The organism is Bosea sp. AS-1 (genome assembly GCF_002220095.1).
Taxonomy (GTDB): domain Bacteria; phylum Pseudomonadota; class Alphaproteobacteria; order Rhizobiales; family Beijerinckiaceae; genus Allobosea.
Genome location: NZ_CP022372.1, coordinates 938,301 through 954,128 on the forward strand (window position 1 = coordinate 938,301; position 15,828 = coordinate 954,128).

Sequence of the window (15,828 nt, forward strand, 5' to 3'; positions counted from 1 at the left end):
GTTGATGAGCGAGGTCATCGTTCCCGAGAGTACAGCGGTCGCCCCAGCGCCGACCGTGGCCTGGACGCCGCTCGGCGAGAACGCCATCCTTGTTCGCAGCGCCTGCGACGCCATTCCGGCCAAGGTTCCGGTCGCGGTGGACGGCAATCCGCGCAACCGCGCGCAGACCATGGTGCTGAGCTGGCGCAGGCCCGGAGCCGAGGCCTCGTCGGCCACCGGCTTCCTCTGTCTCGCGCCCGCGCCCAGCCTCGACGCCAGCGGCAGCGGGGCGTTGTTGATCGGCCGACCCGGCCGGCCGCTACGCCTCATCCTGGCACCGAAGCCACAGCCGCTGCAGGCCTTCCTCTCCGATCTCGCCGACGATGCCGGCCAAGCCTTTCCGAGCGTCGTCGACGGCCTGCTCGAGGTGCTGCTGACCGGCGCACCCAATCCACGCCGCCTGCGCGCAGTCGCGATGCTGCTGCAGACCGTCGCGCGGCCGGGCGGCTTCGTCGAGGTGATGGGCGCGCTCGATGGGGACGGCATCTTCCTGCAGGGCTGGACCTCCCATTTCGCGGCCGGGCGGGTCAAGCTGCTGATCTCGCATGGCGGCCTGTCCCCGGCTCACCTCGAAACCGGTATCTTCGAGCGCGACGACCTCGGGGAGGGCGCACGCGGCTTCTTCGGCCTGCTGGAGGATTGCCACGCCCAAACTCCGGGCGAGATCGAGCGCCTCTACTTCCGTGGCAATGACGGCTGGCGCGCGCTCGAGGTCTATGAGCGCTACGTCCTGCTCGAGCCGATTACGGTGCCGGGGCACCTGCGGGACGGGCTGCAGCGCGGCACCGCGCCTCAGGCGACGGCCGACAAGTTGCGCCGCGCTTCGCAACGTTTCGATGGCCGCGATACCGTCTGCCTGCTGGAGGAGCCGGTACGAGCCGGCATCGACTCGGTGACGGTGGTCGAGGATACCGGCGTGCTGATCATCGGCTGGCTGTTCGATCCCGAACGCCGGGTGGGAAGCGTCTCGCTGCGCAGCGGCTCGCAGTCCTGCGCCATCGACCGGTTGTGGACGCGGGTGCAGCGTGCCGATGTCTCGGCCGCCTTCATGGAGGATCCGCGCTTCGGGCCGGCGCTCGCGGCGCGACGCAGCAATCACGGCTTCATCGTCTTTGCGCCGAAGCTCGTGCCGGAAGCCGGGCAACCCCTCCACCTCGCTTTCGAGGTACAGGGAAGCGGCCCCGCCTTCCTGCCGCTCGAACCCAACCGCGCCCAGCCGAGGCGGGCGCTGGAACGTGTCCTCGGCCTGCTCGATCCGCGCTCTTCAACCGCCAACGCCGTGGTCGAGCGCCAGATCGCGCCGGCTCTCCAGGCCGCCGAGATTGCGCCGCCACGAGCGGCGGAGACGCTCGATGTCGGTCCGTTCGATCCGGAAGCGCCGCTGGGCCTTGTGATCGGGCTCGATCATCGGCATCGCGAATTGTCTGCGCTGTTCGCCCTGCTCGCGATGGATCCCGAGGCGCGGCCCCTGCCGATCGTGCTCGCGGCGCCGTCCGAAAGTTTCGACCGTGTCGGTGCCGAGGCGCGCCGGCTCGCGCGGTTCTATGGGCTGTCGGTTCGTCTCGTCGCGGTGGAAGGTGTCGAGGACGCCTGCGATGCGCTGGAGGCCGGCGTGCGTGCCTGCCGCTTCCAGACGGTGGCGCTGCTGTCGGGCGCCGCGCAGATCCGGATGCCGGGCTGGCTCGGCCGGCTCGAACGCGCCTATCGCGCCCGTGGCGGCCAATGCGTGGCGAGCCCGACGCTGCTCTTCGAGGATGACTCGATCCGCTGGGCCGGTGCCTGGCTGGAAGGAGAGGGCGCGAGCCGGCGCATCGCCAACCGCTTCGTCGGCTATCCGCTGGAGGCTGTCGGCAATCTCGGTCCGATGGAAGTCGCGGCGGGCGCCAGCGAATGCTGCGTGCTGTCACGTGCGGCCTTCATCGAGGTCGGCGGCTTCGCGCGCAACTATTTCACCACGGCAGAGAAGGGACTCGATCTCTGCCTCAAGCTCAGGATGGCGGGCTCGCCTTCGCTCTGGGTCCCCGATGTCGAAATCTACGCGGTCGATGACGGCGAGATGGCCGCGCCGCATGCCGGTGCGCTCGCGCAGCTCGCCGACCGGACCAGCTTCGATCGGCGCTGGGCACTCGCCATCTCGAACATGAAAGGCTGAGGATGCGGGTTCTGGTGATATCGCACGGCCATCCCTCGCTCTCGCTCGGCGGGGCGGAGGTGGCGTCCTACAACCTGCATAAGGGGCTGCAGTCGGGAGAGGGCATCGATTCGCATTATCTGGCCCGTGTCGGCGCCCCGACGCCGCGCCATGCCGGCACGGCGCTGATGAGTCTGCGCCAGCGCGGCGGCGAGTTGCTCTACTATGCTGAAGACTACGACCACTTCCTGATCTCGAACCGGGCGACGGAGGAGATCGACCGCGATTTCGTGCGTGTTCTGCATGATCTGAAGCCCGATGTGGTGCATTTCCACCATTTCATCGGGCTCGGACTCGAATGCCTGTTCGCGGTGCGCGATGCGCTGCCGGATGCGCTGATCGTCGTGACCTTCCACGAATATCTCAGCATCTGCCATCACCACGGCCAGATGGTGAAGACCGGCGCCTTCAAGCTCTGCTACCGAGCCTCGCCGACCGATTGCAACGCCTGCTTCCCGGATGTTTCGCCGGCCCGCTTCCTGGCGCGCGAGACTTTCATCAAGGGCATGCTGGGCCTGGCCGACCATTTCGTCTCGCCGAGCCGCTTCCTCGTCGACCGCTATGTCGATTGGGGGCTGAGCGAGGAGCGGTTCTCGGTGATCGAGAATGGCATCGACGTCGCAGCGCCCGCGCCACCACGGCCGTTGCCGGAAGGTAAGACCCGGCGTTCTCGCTTCGCCTATTTCGGCCAGCTCACTCCCTATAAGGGTGCCGATGTGCTGATCGACGCGGTGACGCGCATCCCGGATTCGGTCTGGGATGATGACGCGATCCTGCTGGTCTATGGCGGCAATCTGGAGCGCCAGCCGCAAGCCTATCAGGACAAGTTCGCGAAGCTCGTCGAAAGCGCCGGGCGCCGCGTGCGTTTCTGCGGAGCCTTCCAGAACCGCGAGATGCCGAACCTGATGCGCTCGGTCGACTGGATGGTGATGCCCTCGGTCTGGTGGGAGAACTCGCCGATCGTGATCCAGGAGGCGTTCTTCCATGGTCGTCCGATCCTGGCGAGCAATCTCGGCGGCATGGCGGAAAAGATCACCGACGAGGTCGACGGCCTGCACTTCCGCTCAGGCAGCCCGGAGGATCTCGTCGACTGCATGGTCCGTGCCCTGACCGAGCCGGGGCTCTGGGACCGCCTGCGCGGCGGTATCAAGCGGCCGATGAGCCATCGCGAATGCGCCGAGACGCATCTCGACCTCTATCGCCGTCTCATCGCCGAGCGCAGCCGGCCGCAGCCAGCGCGGCGCGATCCCGCCGCGATGATCGCCTGAAACCATAAAGAGATAAGAGGGGAGACCCGTCCATGGCCCGCATTCTCGTCATCAGCCCGTCCGGGGAGGTCTACGACCACGACAATGTGCGCTGGTACGACTACGCCAACCTCGCCAGCCACATCGACCACTATCACAACATCGGCGATGCCTTCGTCTTCGATTCCTCGCTGAAGCTGCTCAATTTCGAGAAGCTCGACGAGTTGCCGATCGATCGCGTCGACCCGGCCATGATCGACAGGCTGAACGCCGAATACGACTATGTCTTCCTGCGCGGCTCGAACTATGTCCATGCCGAGATGGACTGGGTTCAGGCTCCGGACGTGCTGCGCCGGCTGAAAATTCCGGTCATCGCCTTCGGCATCGGCGCGCAGGCGCCGGTCAGCGGCAAGCTGGAGTTGAGCGAGGCGACCAAGACCGTCCTCAAGCTGATCGGGGATTCGACGGCCTCGCTCGGCGTGCGCGGGACCTATTCGGCCGAGGTGCTGAACGATCTCGGCATCAAGAACGTCCGCATCATCGGCTGCCCCACCGCGTTCCGGAACAACAACCCCAATCTTGCAATCCGCCTGCCCGCGCTCGAGCAGGTCAAGAAGGCTGGCATCACGCTGCGACGCGAGGTTTCGAAGACCTATGCGCAGGACATCCAGCGCTACCTCACCTTCCATCGCGACCTGGTGAAGGCGATGGCGGACCGCTTCGAGGTCACGCTGATGTCGCAGGGCGAAGCCGAGGAAAAGAAGCTCGCCCTCGGCACACCGGAGCAGAAGGCCGCGGCCATGGCGGCGCTCAAGGACAATGCCTGGGCGACCAGCTGGTATCTCGATGAGCAGGTCGCGGGTCTCTATCAAAGCCGCATGTTCTATTCGGACGTCGTCGCGGAGTACGAGCGGCTGGTGCGCGGACTCGATCTCGTGCTCGGTTATCGGCTTCACGGCAATCTGATGGCGCTCGCCAATGGCACGCCCTCGATCTACTTCACCTATGATAGCCGTACCGTCGAGTTCGCGGATACCTTCAAGATTCCGAGCGTCGATGTCTTTGCTGGCCAGGAATTTCGGCTGGAGGACTACTGGGACCAGGCGCGTTTCGATCGCTTCAATACCGCCTACGCCCAGGTCTACGGACAAATGCGCGACTTCCTTGTCGAGAACGGCGTCGACAACAAGATGGTGCCGCGTGCGGCGGAGCCGCAGCGGAAGGTGGCATGAGCGGCGCCCGCACCCTGAACGCAGCGCTGCCGGCGGCATTCCTGCTGCTGGCGCCTCTGGCTGCACAGGCGCAGGCTCCGAGCTACAGGCTCGAGGTCGCGCCCGACGCCAAGGAGGAGACAGTCGTCTCCTGGGCGCGCGAGCGCTGCGAGGAGTGGGACCTGCCGGACGCGCCGCTTCGGGCCTTTCGTGACGACAAGGGCGAGGTTGTCGCCTTCGCCAGCCATTATCGTAGCCGCCCGTTGATCGGCGCCGACCTGTCCTCGATCCGGAAGAGCTGCGCTGTCTCTTTCGAGGCGAAGAACAGCGCCGATCCGAGCCAATTCAGCGATAAGAGCTGGATCGCCGCGACCTGGACCGACGACGGACGTCATGTCCAGGCGTTGATCCATGCCGAGTATCATGCCGACAAGCATCCCGGAGCCTGCCGCTTCAAGGAGGCGATGAGCTGCTGGTACAATGTCGTTACCGCCGCCCAGTCGAACGATGGCGGGCGCAGCTTCAAGACCGATGAGCCGCGCCCCCTCGTAGCGGCTCCGCCCTACAGGCAGGATGTCGATCAGGGCCGGCATCGTGGCTTCTTCAATCCGTCGAACATCGTCCAGAAGGACGGCGCCTGGTATGCGCTGATCGCGACCACCGGCGGCGAGGGCCAGAAGAACGGCGTCTGCCTGTTTCGTTCCACGGATATCAAGGATCCGACGACGTGGCGCGCCTTCGATGGGCAAGATTTCACCATCCCGGCGGTCGATCCCTATCGTGACGACCTGAGCCGGGCCCGGCCGTGCCAGCCGCTCAAGCAGCTGCCGACCACAGTCGGCTCTGTCACGCGGCATGAGGCGAGCGGGAAATGGCTCGCGCTCTTCCATCTCGGCCCGGACCCACGCCAGAACGTCGTGGGCGGCCGCGTCGCCTATAGCTGGTCCGACGACCTGATCCACTGGTCGCCGCTGCAGACGCTTCTCACGCAGCCAACGATGTGGAGCAAGGATTGCAGCGACCGGCTGCGCTACGCCTATGGCGCCATCGCCGACCCACAATCGCGCTCGCGGAATTTCCAGACGACAGGCGACACCGCCTATCTGTTCATGACGCGGATGCACGTCACGGGCTGCAAAGTCGGTCCCGACCGCGACCTGGTCCGCCTGAAGCTTCGTTTCGTCAAGGAGGGCCCATGAACGCGCCCGTGCTCTCGCCTGTCCCCACCGCTTCGCTGGATACCGCCACCAGAATCCTGCGAGCGAACACGGGCGAGGTCGTCGTCTCCGTCAGCCGCCGGCCGGATGGAGGCTGGCCGGCTCTCAAGCTGATGCTGGACGGGCAGGATTACGCCACCATCCAGCCCGGCGCGATCGCCACGGGCGAAGCGCCTGTCGCGGAGCTGGCGATCCCGCTGCCGCGTCTGCCAGAAGGACGCCTCCGCTCGATCGCGGTTGCCGACGCGACCACGGGCACGCTCGCCCCGGGCTCGAACCTGCGTCCGATCCCAACCGAGACCAAGCTGCGTGCCCTGGTGATCTATCCGGCTGGCGAGGTCTACGACCACGACAAGGTGCGCTGGTATCGCGCGCCGATGGAGAAGCTGCTCAGCGACTACTTCAACATCGGTGACATGATCGTCTACGACTCGACGCTGAAGCTCCTGCGCTATGCGCATCTGGAGCCGATGAAGATCATGGCGCCGACCGAGGCCGACATCGCGCGCTACGCCAGCGAATTCGACTTCGTTTTCGTACGTGGTTCGAACTTCATCCATGAGAGCATGGAGTGGTTCCGCGCCGTCGAGGTGCTGGAGAAGGTCAAGCTGCCGGTCTACGCGATCGGCGTCGGCGCTCAGGCGAGCCAGAACCGCAAGATCGAGCTCCCCGAGGCTTCCAAGCGCTTCTGGTCGATCGTTTCCGAGCGCTCGGCCGCCATCGGCGTTCGCGGTGCCTTCAGTGCGGAGACCTTGCGTCAGAACGGCATCCGCAATGTCGAGGTGGTGGGCTGCCCCTCGATCTTCCGGACCCGCAACCGCGATCTCCAGATCCGGATCCCCGACCAGCGCGATATCCGCAAGGTCGCGTTCAGCCTGCGCCGCGAGGCCGATAAGAGCTATACCGCCGATCCGGAAGCCTATCTGCGCAACCAGAAGGCGGCCCTGCTCAAGGTCGACGACCAAAGCGAGATGGTGATGTCCTCGCATGGCGAGCAGGAGGAGAAGGCATTCTTCCTGCGCGATGCCGCGGCCAAGGAAAAAGCGGTTTCCGAATTCGTGCGGACCGGCTGGTGGAGCGGGGCGGACGACGCCCCCATGCGCCGGATCTACGAGAAGCAGCTGTTCTCCTTCTTTGATGTCGAGCATTACGACGCCTTCGCCCGTTCGCAGGATCTCGCCGTGGGCTATCGCGTCCATGGCGTGCTGCCGGCCGTTTCCCACGGCGTGCCTGGCGTGCTCGTCGCCTATGACACCCGCAGCCAGGAGCTGGCCGAGACGCTGAAGATCCCGGTCGTGCCGGAAGCGGCCCTGGCCGAGGGCGGCTGGCGTGCGGTCTATCAGGAAGCGGCTCTGAACGGTCTCGCGAAGAGCTATGCCGGGTCTTACGACCGGATGCGCAATTTCCTCGATCGGAACGGGATTCCTCATCGGATGTGAGGGCTGGCCGGGGCGGGCCATGGTCGGTCAGCCCCGGATCCATGGATGGCCTCGCAGATCCAGCAGGTCTCGAGCCCAAGACTGCAAGCCTATCGGTTCTCACCAATCAGGAGACGGTCATGAAGATCGAATATGATGCCGGCACAGCGCTTTCGATCATGCGCGGCAACCCCGTGCGCGGCTGGGTTTCGGGCAAACCGGAAAAGATGGCCAAGGAGCGCCTGACCACGGGCGACTATCTCGCCATCGAGCACAAGCCGAAATTCAGGATCGATCCTTCGTGGCCGATCTTCACCATGGGCTCGTGCTTCGCGCGCGAGGTCGAGAATCTCCTGATGATGCGCGGCCTGCGGCTGCTGCTCAATGGCCACGGGGTGCCGGCCGAGCATTTCGAGACCTGGAACGAGGAAACCGGCCGTGGCGGTGGAGCCAATCGCGGCGAGCTTTCCCGCGGCGCACTGAACAAATACTCGGTGCGCTCGATGACCCATGAGCTGAAGCGCGCCCTGCTCGGGGAGAGCTACCCCGACGAGGGGCTGATCGAGCTCGCGCCCGGACAGTGGTTCGATCCGCAGGCCAGTGGGCTCAAGCTACTCGATCGCGAGAACGCCTTCGCCAACCGCAAGCGTCTTGCCGAGGCGACAGCGCAGATCAAGCAGGCACGGGTCTGCTTCTTTACGCTCGGCCTGACCGAGACCTGGCTCGATGCGCAGACAGGAATCGCGATGAATGCTCATCCTGGCCCGAACTGGCTGCAGCGGATGCCGGAACGCTTCCGCTTCGTCGACTATGGCTACGACGCGACGCTCGCCGACATGGAAGAGATGCTCGGGTTGATCCGCGAGCATTGCCATCCGGAAATGCGCTTCGTCGTCACCGTCTCGCCGGTGCCGTTCGGCGCGACCTTCAAGGACGCCGATGTCATCGTCGCCAACAGCGCCTCGAAGTCGGTGCTGCGTGCGGTGGCGGAGGAACTGTTCCGCCGCCACGACTTCGTCGACTACTTCCCAAGCTACGAGATCGTGCTCAATTCGCCGCGGGCGATCGCCTTCCAGGAAGACCAGCTCCACATTGCTCGCGATATGGTCGCGCATGTGATGACGACCTTCCAGAACGCCTATCTGGCGCCGGTCGAGCAATCTCAGGCGGCCTGACGAGCGAACCGGCTGTCACTGGGGCTGCCAATGCAACCCCAGTGACGGCCGCATCGCGGGTCGCCCCAAAGTGGACACGCCGGGCTTCCGTTGTGTCCACTCTTGCGGCCAGAGGGCCTAGGGCCCGGGCTTGCGCGCAACCAGGGCGAAGCGAGTCGAGGAGGCGAGGCGGATCGCGTCATGCAGCGGGGCGGCTCGCTGCTGTTCGCGCACGACCTGGGCATAGTCGGCCGGCGTGATCTCCGTAAAGCCGGTGGCCATCAGCATGGCCTCGAGCCGCGTCTGGCTCAGGCCGTCCTTGAAGTAGAAGCGCTTGGTGATCGAGGCGTGCGTATCGGCGTCGATCTGATGCGCCGGCGCGCCTCGGCGGTCGCGCAGCCAGGTGCCGAAGCGGTTGACCCAGGCTTGCCAGCGACTGCGGTTGATCCAGTCGCCGTCGATCACCAGCAGGCGGCCGCCCGGCCTGAGCACGCGGAACCACTCGGCGAAGGCGGCTTCGGGGTCGGTCAGCGTCCAGACGAGATGGCGGGTAATCAGCGCGTCATAGCTGGCCTCGTCGTCGAGAAGACGCTCGGCATCGCCCAGCAGGATGCGCGCCGCCTTGCCGTGCTTGGCGCGGGCGCGGGCGATCATCGCCTCGGAGAAATCGAGTGCCGTGACGCGATGGTTCAGCGAGAGCAGGGCGCGGGTGATCTCGCCGGTGCCGCAGGCCAGGTCGAGCACGTCGAGCCGCTCAGACCCGAAAGCGCTGCGGATCAGCCGCTGGAAGGCCTGGAGTTCCCGGTCGGATTTGATGGCATGGCCGTAGGACAGGTCGAAGCTCTCGGCGCGCGCCGACCAATAGGCGCGGATCTCCTCCTTGAGGGAGAAATTATCCTGAGGGGTGGGTGCCGACATGGCTCATTCAGTCCGGATATAGGGCTCGACCAGAAGCGTGCCGCGGGCGGAGCGCTCAAGATGCACGCCGACCGCGTATGTCTCTGAAACGGCCGGATGGGCAAGCACGTCGGCGGGTGCTCCAGCCTGGGCGATGCGCCCGTCATTCATGACCAGGACGCGGTCGGCGAAGCGCGCCGCCAGCGACAGATCGTGGATGGCGGCGACGGTCACGATTCCACGCCGGCGCGTCGCCTCGCGGATGATCGCCATGACGTCGAGCTGGCGGCGGACGTCGAGCGCACTGGTCGGCTCGTCGAGCAGCAGCACGTCGGGCTCGCGCACCAGCGCCTGCCCGATCGCCGCGAGCTGGCGCTGCCCGCCCGAGAGCGTGCCGATGTCGCGCGAGGCGAAGGCGTCGAGGCCGAGTTCCGCGATTACGGCTTCGACGGCGCGCATGTCGTTAGGGGAGGCGGCGAGCGTGAAGCCGCGGTGCAGGCTCTTGCGGGCGAGCAGGATGATGTCGAAGACCGAAAGTGCCACCCGCGCCTCGGTATCCTGCGACAGGTAGAAGATCTTGCGCGCCCGTTCACGGCCCGTGAGCGGGGCGAGGTCGGCGCCGTCGAGAGTGGCGGAGCCGGCCTGCGGTCGCAGCAACCCGGCGGCACAGCGGAAGAGGGTCGACTTGCCGGCGCCATTGGGGCCGACGAGGGCCGCGAGCTTGCCGCGCGGCAGTTCCCCGGTGGAGAGCCGCTCCAGCACGGGAGAGGCGCCATAGCGGAAGGAGAGGTCGTGGATCGCCAGCGCCATCGTCTCAAGCCCCCTTGCTGCGGATCGACATGACCAGGCTGAAGAAGAAGGGCACGCCGATCAGGGCCGTGATGATACCGATCGGGTAGATGACGCCCGGCGTGATTGCTTTTGAAAGGCTGGAGGCAAGCGACAGCAGAGTCGCGCTCGCAAGCGTCGCGACCGGCAGGAAGAAGCGCTGGTCCTCGCCGACCAACAGCCGTGCGATATGGGGCCCGACCAGCCCGATGAAACCGATGCCGCCGACGAAGGAGACGGAGACGGCCGCGAGCAACGAGGTCGCGATCAGGATCTCGAGGCGCAAACGGTCGACGCGGATACCGAGGCTCTCGGCCCGCTCGTCGCCGAGCCGCAGCGCCGTCAGCGCCCAGCCGCGCATCAGGAAGAAGGGCAGAGCGAGTGCGATCAGCAGGGCCGCGACGCCGACCTTGGTCCAGGTGGCGCGGGCTAGGCTGCCCAGCGTCCAGAACACGATCTGGGTAAGCTGTACCTCATTCGAGCGGTATTGCAGCAGCGCGGTGATGGCGTTGCAGGTGAAGAGCAGGGCAATGCCGACCAGGATCATGGTCTCGGCGCTGACGCCGCGCAGCTTGGTCATGAAGAACAGGATCAACGAGGCGCCGAGCGCGAAGACGAAGGCGTTGGCCGTGACGATGAAGGGACCGGCGCCGGGCAGGACGCTCCAGCCGGTGACGATGGCGACCGAGGCGCCGACGGTGGCTGCTGCAGAAACGCCCAGCGTGAAGGGATCGGCCAGCGGGTTCGACAGGATCGTCTGCATGCCCGCCCCGGCCAGGCCGAGCATTGCCCCGATGGCGAGCGCCATCAATGCGATCGGCAGGCGCAGGTCCCAGACGATAACCGACAGCCGCGGCGACGCCGACTGCGGATCGATCAGGGTGCGCAGCACGTCGGCCAGCGGCAGATTGCCCGGGCCGATCGAGACATCGAGCGCGAGCGACAGGACAAGGACGAGCAATCCGAGCAGAACGAGCTGCAGCCGGCGTGCGTTGCGCTTGCGGTAATCCGTGGCGGCATGGGCCGTCGCGGGCATGACAGCGGCCATGCGCCTCTACCTCACTGCAGCTTGGCCCAGAACACGCCGGAATAGGAAATGGGCAGGAACTTCTCGTGGAATTCCTTGAAGATGGCTTCCGGATCGATGTCCTTGAACAGGTCGGGATAGAGTTCCTTCGCCATCGCGAGCTCGGCGACGAAGTAATAGGGCGCGTCGTAGAACTGGTGGTAGAAGGCCATCACCTTCTTGCCCTGCACCGCCTTGAGCTGCTGGAAGCCCGGCCGGTTCATCAGGGCCGAAAGCTCCTTCTGCACCTTCTCGGGAGTCGCGTCGTAGCCGAGGCTGACGGCGGTGCTGCCCGGGTTGCTGCCGTACCAGTTGGCCCCGGTCAGGAAATAGACGTCGGGATTGTCGGAGAGCACCTTTTCCTGCGCGGCTTGCGCCTGGAAGGCGGAGAAGTACTGGCTGCCCCAGTTGCGCCCGCCGGCCTCCTCGATGAAGCGACCGAAATTGAAGGGGCCGAAGGTCGCGCAGCAGGGCAGGAGGCCCGCGGCGCGCTCGACGAAGACCAGTGGCTTCTTGTTGTCGGGAATGGCACCGACGCGAGCATAGATGCGCCGGGTCTGCTGCAGATAGTAGTCGGCGAAGGCGTTCGCCTCCTTCTCGCGACCGAGCACGCGTCCGAGGAGCTGGACGCTCGGCAGCACGTTCTGAGTCGGGTCCTGGCGGAAATCGACGAAGATCGTGGCGATGCCGGCTTTCTCCAGCTTGCCGAGCAAGCCGGTCTCCTGCGCCTTGAAGTAGTTGGACAGGTCGAGAATATAGACCTCGGTGCCGAGCGACGCGATCTTCTCCATGCTGACATCGGCTGCATAGGGATTGCCCATGTCGGCCACATCCTTGGCCTTCGGGAACTTCGCCAGATATTTGTCCCAGGCACCCGGGTCATTCGCGATCAGGTCGTTGCCCCAGCCGACGACGCGCTTGAAGGGATCGTCGCGGTCGAGCATCGCCAGCGTGTAGAGCTGACGGCCTTCGCTGAGGACGATCTTCTGCGGATCGCGCGTGACCTTGACGACGCGGCCGGCGAGATCGGTAACCTCGATGGTTTCCGCCGATGCCGCCGATGCGCCTAGCACGGCGATGCCGAGTGTGAGCGCAGAAGTCAGGCGGCGAAGCCATCGGAAAGCAGCCATCGGGAAGGTCCATCCATGAAGATGGCCCCGCGCTAACACAGGATAACGTAGTTTCGCAAAGCAATTTTCTAGTTTGTAATTGATCTAAATATAATGGAAGCAAGCTTTTGTGAAAATTATCTGTCGGTGTTCGGATGGATTCTAAAGTAGAGGTGCGATCGGCGCGTTGATGTCTAGCCGGGTCTCCTGCCGATGACACGCATGAACATCGCGGATCGCTTCATCCCGTTGCGATTTCCGGCGGTGCCCGACAAGCCGAAAGGCATGAGGGCGGCAGGACTCACCGCGGCAAATCGATGCCGATGCCGCGTTCTCGCGCGCGGACGACCGCCAGGTGCGCAAGAGCCAGGTCAGCAAGGGCGAAGCCGCGGAAGCAGAAGAACGAGCGCCGGTCCCGTGCAATGTCGGCGCCTCCGGCCAGTTCGACGAGATCGTGCCCGAAGGTGACGGTGGTCACCGGATTGCCGTCGGCATCATACGGCGCTTTCGATTGTCCAAGGCTGTCCGTCGCCAGAACGTCGAAGGCGGGCAGGCTTTCGGGAATCCAGCTGCGGCCAATATCGACGGCAGCGGCAAAGGCCGTTGGTTTCATCAGACGAGCGTCGAGGAAAGGCTTCAGGCCCGGTGCACCCGGCACCATCGAGATGACGATGTCGCTGTTGGCGAGGAGCGTTTCGGCATCGGTCACGACCGCGGCGGCAAGCCCCTGCGCGCTGGCGGCCTCGGCGAGGCGCTCCGCCGAGGCGCGACTGCGACTCAGAGCCAGTGCTTTCGTCAGGCCGGGGTAGAGCGCCCGGAAGGCGGCGAGATGGGCATGGGCCTGAAGGCCGCAGCCGACGAAACCGATCGTTCGGGGGGCGGTCGGCGCCAGTCGCGAGGCGGCTGCTGCAGAGAGCGCGGCGGTGCGGATCAGCGTGATCTCATCGCCGTCGAGCATCGCCAAGGGGGCGCCGCTGGCATAGTCGCTGACGCAGATCAGCGCGCTGACGCTCGGTACGGCGCTGCCTGGGGCGGCAGGGGCCATCGAGACCCATTTCAGCGTCGCGACAGCGTCTGCCTGCGAGGCTGCCGTCATGGCCTGGAAGCCGTGGCCGGGACCGAGCGTGAGCACGCTCTTGGGCAGGCTGCTGTTGAGGCCGGCGGCATGGTCCCGGAAAGCCCGAAGAACGGCCTCGCGGGCCTCGCCAGGGTCGATCGCGAGCGCCTCGACATCGTGGCGTGAGAGATAGAGCAGGCGCTCGCTCATCGGGAGAGGCTCCGGGCGGAACTCGGGACGGGTTACCGCTTCATGCCTGCCGATGCGCGCGACGACAACTACCCGTTATTGGGAAAGAGGCTTCCGACATTGCGCCAGCGCTCCAAGGGCTGGCGCAGCCTCGGGCCGGTCCGCCCGTCAAAGGCGCCCTGATAATAGCCCTCGCGCTGCAACCGGCGCTGCACCGCGCGGATCGTTTCGGGGGACCAGTTCTTCGTCGCTTTCGTCAATTCGTCGAGCGTGCTGCCGGTATCGGCCGCGACCGCCCGCAACAGGGATTCGGCTGCGGCATCTGGGTCCTTGCGGGTTCCGCGGCCCTCGTCCAGCAGGATCGCTGCGGCACGGTAGCCTCTGACATCGCCGAGCTCCACGGCCTTGCGGAAATAACCCAGCGCCTGCTCCGGCGAGCCGTTCACGCCTTGCTCGGCCAGAACGCCGAGATTGAAAGTGGCGATCGCCGAGCCCTGTCCGGAGGCTGTCCTGAGCAGTTCTAGCGCGCGTGGAACGTTCCGCGGCAGGGGGCTGCCTTGCATGAGCGCCACGGCCAGGTTGATCGCACCATCGGCGCTTCCTCCCGCGGCGGCGCGCTCGTACCAGCCATAGGCGCCGGGCACATCCTTGGGGACGCCGTCTCCCGCTTCGAGGACCAGGCCCAGGCTCACCATTGCGCGCAGATTGCCGCGCTCGGCAGCCTTTCGATAAAGCTGCAGTGCCTCGCTGCGCTGGTTGGCCGCCCATAGCGCTCGTGCGAGCAGAGCCATGTAGTTCGGTATCTCGGGGTGAGCCGTCATCGCCTGCCGGCAGGCGCCGATGGCGCGGTCGACGTTGGCGACGAGGGTATCGAGCGGTACGCCATCGAGATTGGCGGTCGCATCCCTCGGATGGGTCGCCAGCCGTTCGCATAGGGCTTCGGGCGGGATGTCGGCGCTGTTGGCATCGGGGAGGGCTTCGAGCAGCTTCCGGGCAGCCTCAATATGCTTGCCCGCGGGGAAACGCTGCAGGTAGAACTCGGTCAGCGGGCGCATCCGTACGCGCGAGGCCAGTTCCCACATCGCATCGTCGCCGGTGGCATCGGCACCACGCGCCGCGCCACCTTCGAGCGAGGCCAGCTTGGTCGGGTCGAGGTAGGTGCGTGCCTCGCTGACATGCGCACCGGTCGGGAAGCGGTCGATATAAAGCTTCAGCAGTGCGGGATCGCGCAGGCCGACGCCGAGTTGCCAGAGTTGGACTTCCGGCGAGGCGGTTTCGGGCGCACCGGGCTTGAAGGCGAACTGGCGTATCAGGGAGGAATTCTCCCAGGGAATCTGCTGGCCGCCCGTGGCGGCGATGACGTCGCGGCGCACCTTGATCATCATCGCCGCAATGTCCTGGCCGCGCGTCGCGATATGGCTCATCAGTGCCGTCGCGAAGGGACTGTTCCGGCCGGCACCGTCATAGGCGACGTTGTCGGGCTGCGTCGCGTAGGCGATCAGGAAATTGGCGGCGTTGCCGATACGGGCGAGCCCGTCTCGCAAGGTCACGCCGACTCCGGCGGCTCCTGGTGGTATCGGGTTGTTGCGGCACGCATCGAGGAAAATCAGGTTGATGCCCTTGCCGCCTTCGAGCCCAGACAGGATCGACTGCAGGGTGATCATGGATTGCTTGATGCTAGCCGGGTCCCGGATATCGGCATCGACGGGCACGAGATAGTTCTGCGAGTCGATCTGGAAGCCGTGCCCCGCATAGTAGAACAGCGAGACATCGGCCTCGCGGGCACGAGCCGTGAAGCGCTTGACGAGGTCGCGCATCGCCGCCAGGCCGAGGTCCTCGCCGGAAAGGACTTCGAAGCCCTGCTGCCTCAGCGCTTCAGAAACGTCGGTCGCGTCGTTCTTCGGGTTCTTGAGCTCTTGCAGGCCGTTATAGGCGCTGAGCCCCATGACCAGGGCGACGCGCTTCTCCGCGATAGCCGGGAAGCTCGCCGACAGCGCGACGAGCAGGATGGCGAGCGCGGCGAACCGGTTCCGCAGCCATGCGGGCCATTCGCCCTCGTTATGCCAGCGTGCGAACATCGCAAAGCTCTTCCCGCCGGGGACATCCGCGCTATGGCGACGCCGTTGGGCGCCCCGGCGGATTTTTACCCTTACCGGCAAGGGGCGTCCACATTCGGACCGTACGCCACCGGCATCGTCGGCAAGG

The 15,828-nt window shown here is 65.8% G+C and carries 12 protein-coding genes; 6 read left to right on the forward strand and 6 right to left on the reverse strand.

Annotated elements, in window-relative coordinates:
- The first annotated feature begins 4 nt into the window (after nucleotides 1-4).
- From CE453_RS06085 to CE453_RS06110, 6 genes are all read left to right on the forward strand, one after another.
- A complete protein-coding gene (locus tag CE453_RS06085) occupies nucleotides 5-2,191 on the forward strand; it encodes a glycosyltransferase family 2 protein (RefSeq protein ID WP_157732912.1) in 2,187 nt (728 codons plus the stop codon).
- A gap of 2 nt (nucleotides 2,192-2,193) precedes the next feature.
- Nucleotides 2,194-3,498 (forward strand): glycosyltransferase family 4 protein, encoded by a 1,305-nt coding sequence (locus CE453_RS06090; RefSeq protein WP_089173771.1) that lies wholly within the window; start codon nucleotides 2,194-2,196, stop codon nucleotides 3,496-3,498.
- A 32-nt stretch (nucleotides 3,499-3,530) separates the two neighbouring features.
- Nucleotides 3,531-4,709, forward strand: coding sequence for a polysaccharide pyruvyl transferase family protein (locus CE453_RS06095; protein WP_089173772.1), 1,179 nt, complete (start codon nucleotides 3,531-3,533; stop codon nucleotides 4,707-4,709).
- Nucleotides 4,706-5,887 carry a hypothetical protein gene (locus tag CE453_RS06100; protein WP_089173773.1) on the forward strand — a complete coding sequence of 394 codons (1,182 nt, stop codon included), beginning with the start codon at nucleotides 4,706-4,708 and terminating at the stop codon, nucleotides 5,885-5,887. The genes CE453_RS06095 and CE453_RS06100 overlap by 4 nt, the downstream gene beginning before the upstream one ends.
- Nucleotides 5,884-7,344 (forward strand): polysaccharide pyruvyl transferase family protein, encoded by a 1,461-nt coding sequence (locus CE453_RS06105; RefSeq protein WP_089173774.1) that lies wholly within the window; start codon nucleotides 5,884-5,886, stop codon nucleotides 7,342-7,344. The genes CE453_RS06100 and CE453_RS06105 overlap by 4 nt, the downstream gene beginning before the upstream one ends.
- A gap of 119 nt (nucleotides 7,345-7,463) precedes the next feature.
- Complete coding sequence (locus tag CE453_RS06110) at nucleotides 7,464-8,498, forward strand: GSCFA domain-containing protein (protein WP_157732913.1); 1,035 nt, start codon at nucleotides 7,464-7,466, stop codon at nucleotides 8,496-8,498.
- A gap of 117 nt (nucleotides 8,499-8,615) precedes the next feature.
- On the opposite strand, the gene CE453_RS06115 is transcribed toward CE453_RS06110, so the two are convergent.
- From CE453_RS06115 to CE453_RS06140, 6 genes are all read right to left on the reverse strand, one after another.
- Complete coding sequence (locus CE453_RS06115) at nucleotides 8,616-9,395, reverse strand: class I SAM-dependent methyltransferase (RefSeq protein ID WP_089173776.1); 780 nt, start codon at nucleotides 9,393-9,395, stop codon at nucleotides 8,616-8,618.
- A gap of 3 nt (nucleotides 9,396-9,398) precedes the next feature.
- Nucleotides 9,399-10,184, reverse strand: coding sequence for an ABC transporter ATP-binding protein (locus tag CE453_RS06120; RefSeq protein ID WP_089173777.1), 786 nt, complete (start codon nucleotides 10,182-10,184; stop codon nucleotides 9,399-9,401).
- Between the two features lie 4 nt (nucleotides 10,185-10,188).
- Nucleotides 10,189-11,250, reverse strand: a complete 1,062-nt coding sequence (locus CE453_RS06125; RefSeq protein WP_089173778.1) for a FecCD family ABC transporter permease — start codon at nucleotides 11,248-11,250, stop codon at nucleotides 10,189-10,191.
- 11 nt (nucleotides 11,251-11,261) lie between these two features.
- Nucleotides 11,262-12,398 carry an ABC transporter substrate-binding protein gene (locus tag CE453_RS06130; protein ID WP_089173779.1) on the reverse strand — a complete coding sequence of 379 codons (1,137 nt, stop codon included), beginning with the start codon at nucleotides 12,396-12,398 and terminating at the stop codon, nucleotides 11,262-11,264.
- A gap of 280 nt (nucleotides 12,399-12,678) precedes the next feature.
- Nucleotides 12,679-13,644: a hypothetical protein gene (locus tag CE453_RS06135; RefSeq protein ID WP_089173780.1), complete on the reverse strand. Its 966-nt coding sequence runs from the start codon at nucleotides 13,642-13,644 to the stop codon at nucleotides 12,679-12,681.
- Nucleotides 13,645-13,712: 68 nt separating this feature from the next.
- Nucleotides 13,713-15,701: a caspase family protein gene (locus tag CE453_RS06140; RefSeq protein WP_089173781.1), complete on the reverse strand. Its 1,989-nt coding sequence runs from the start codon at nucleotides 15,699-15,701 to the stop codon at nucleotides 13,713-13,715.
- Nucleotides 15,702-15,828 lie beyond the last annotated feature (127 nt).

What these genes read in the sequence shown, in the direction of transcription:
- CE453_RS06085 (WP_157732912.1), top strand. Translation starts at nt 5, where the DNA reads ATGAGCGAGGTCATCGTTCCCGAGAGTACAGCGGTCGCCCCAGCGCCG.
- CE453_RS06090 (WP_089173771.1), top strand. Translation starts at nt 2,194, where the DNA reads ATGCGGGTTCTGGTGATATCGCACGGCCATCCCTCGCTCTCGCTCGGC.
- CE453_RS06095 (WP_089173772.1), top strand. Translation starts at nt 3,531, where the DNA reads ATGGCCCGCATTCTCGTCATCAGCCCGTCCGGGGAGGTCTACGACCAC.
- CE453_RS06100 (WP_089173773.1), top strand. Translation starts at nt 4,706, where the DNA reads ATGAGCGGCGCCCGCACCCTGAACGCAGCGCTGCCGGCGGCATTCCTG.
- CE453_RS06105 (WP_089173774.1), top strand. Translation starts at nt 5,884, where the DNA reads ATGAACGCGCCCGTGCTCTCGCCTGTCCCCACCGCTTCGCTGGATACC.
- CE453_RS06110 (WP_157732913.1), top strand. Translation starts at nt 7,464, where the DNA reads ATGAAGATCGAATATGATGCCGGCACAGCGCTTTCGATCATGCGCGGC.
- CE453_RS06115 (WP_089173776.1), bottom strand. Translation starts at nt 9,395, where the DNA reads ATGTCGGCACCCACCCCTCAGGATAATTTCTCCCTCAAGGAGGAGATC.
- CE453_RS06120 (WP_089173777.1), bottom strand. Translation starts at nt 10,184, where the DNA reads ATGGCGCTGGCGATCCACGACCTCTCCTTCCGCTATGGCGCCTCTCCC.
- CE453_RS06125 (WP_089173778.1), bottom strand. Translation starts at nt 11,250, where the DNA reads ATGGCCGCTGTCATGCCCGCGACGGCCCATGCCGCCACGGATTACCGC.
- CE453_RS06130 (WP_089173779.1), bottom strand. Translation starts at nt 12,398, where the DNA reads ATGGCTGCTTTCCGATGGCTTCGCCGCCTGACTTCTGCGCTCACACTC.
- CE453_RS06135 (WP_089173780.1), bottom strand. Translation starts at nt 13,644, where the DNA reads ATGAGCGAGCGCCTGCTCTATCTCTCACGCCACGATGTCGAGGCGCTC.
- CE453_RS06140 (WP_089173781.1), bottom strand. Translation starts at nt 15,701, where the DNA reads ATGTTCGCACGCTGGCATAACGAGGGCGAATGGCCCGCATGGCTGCGG.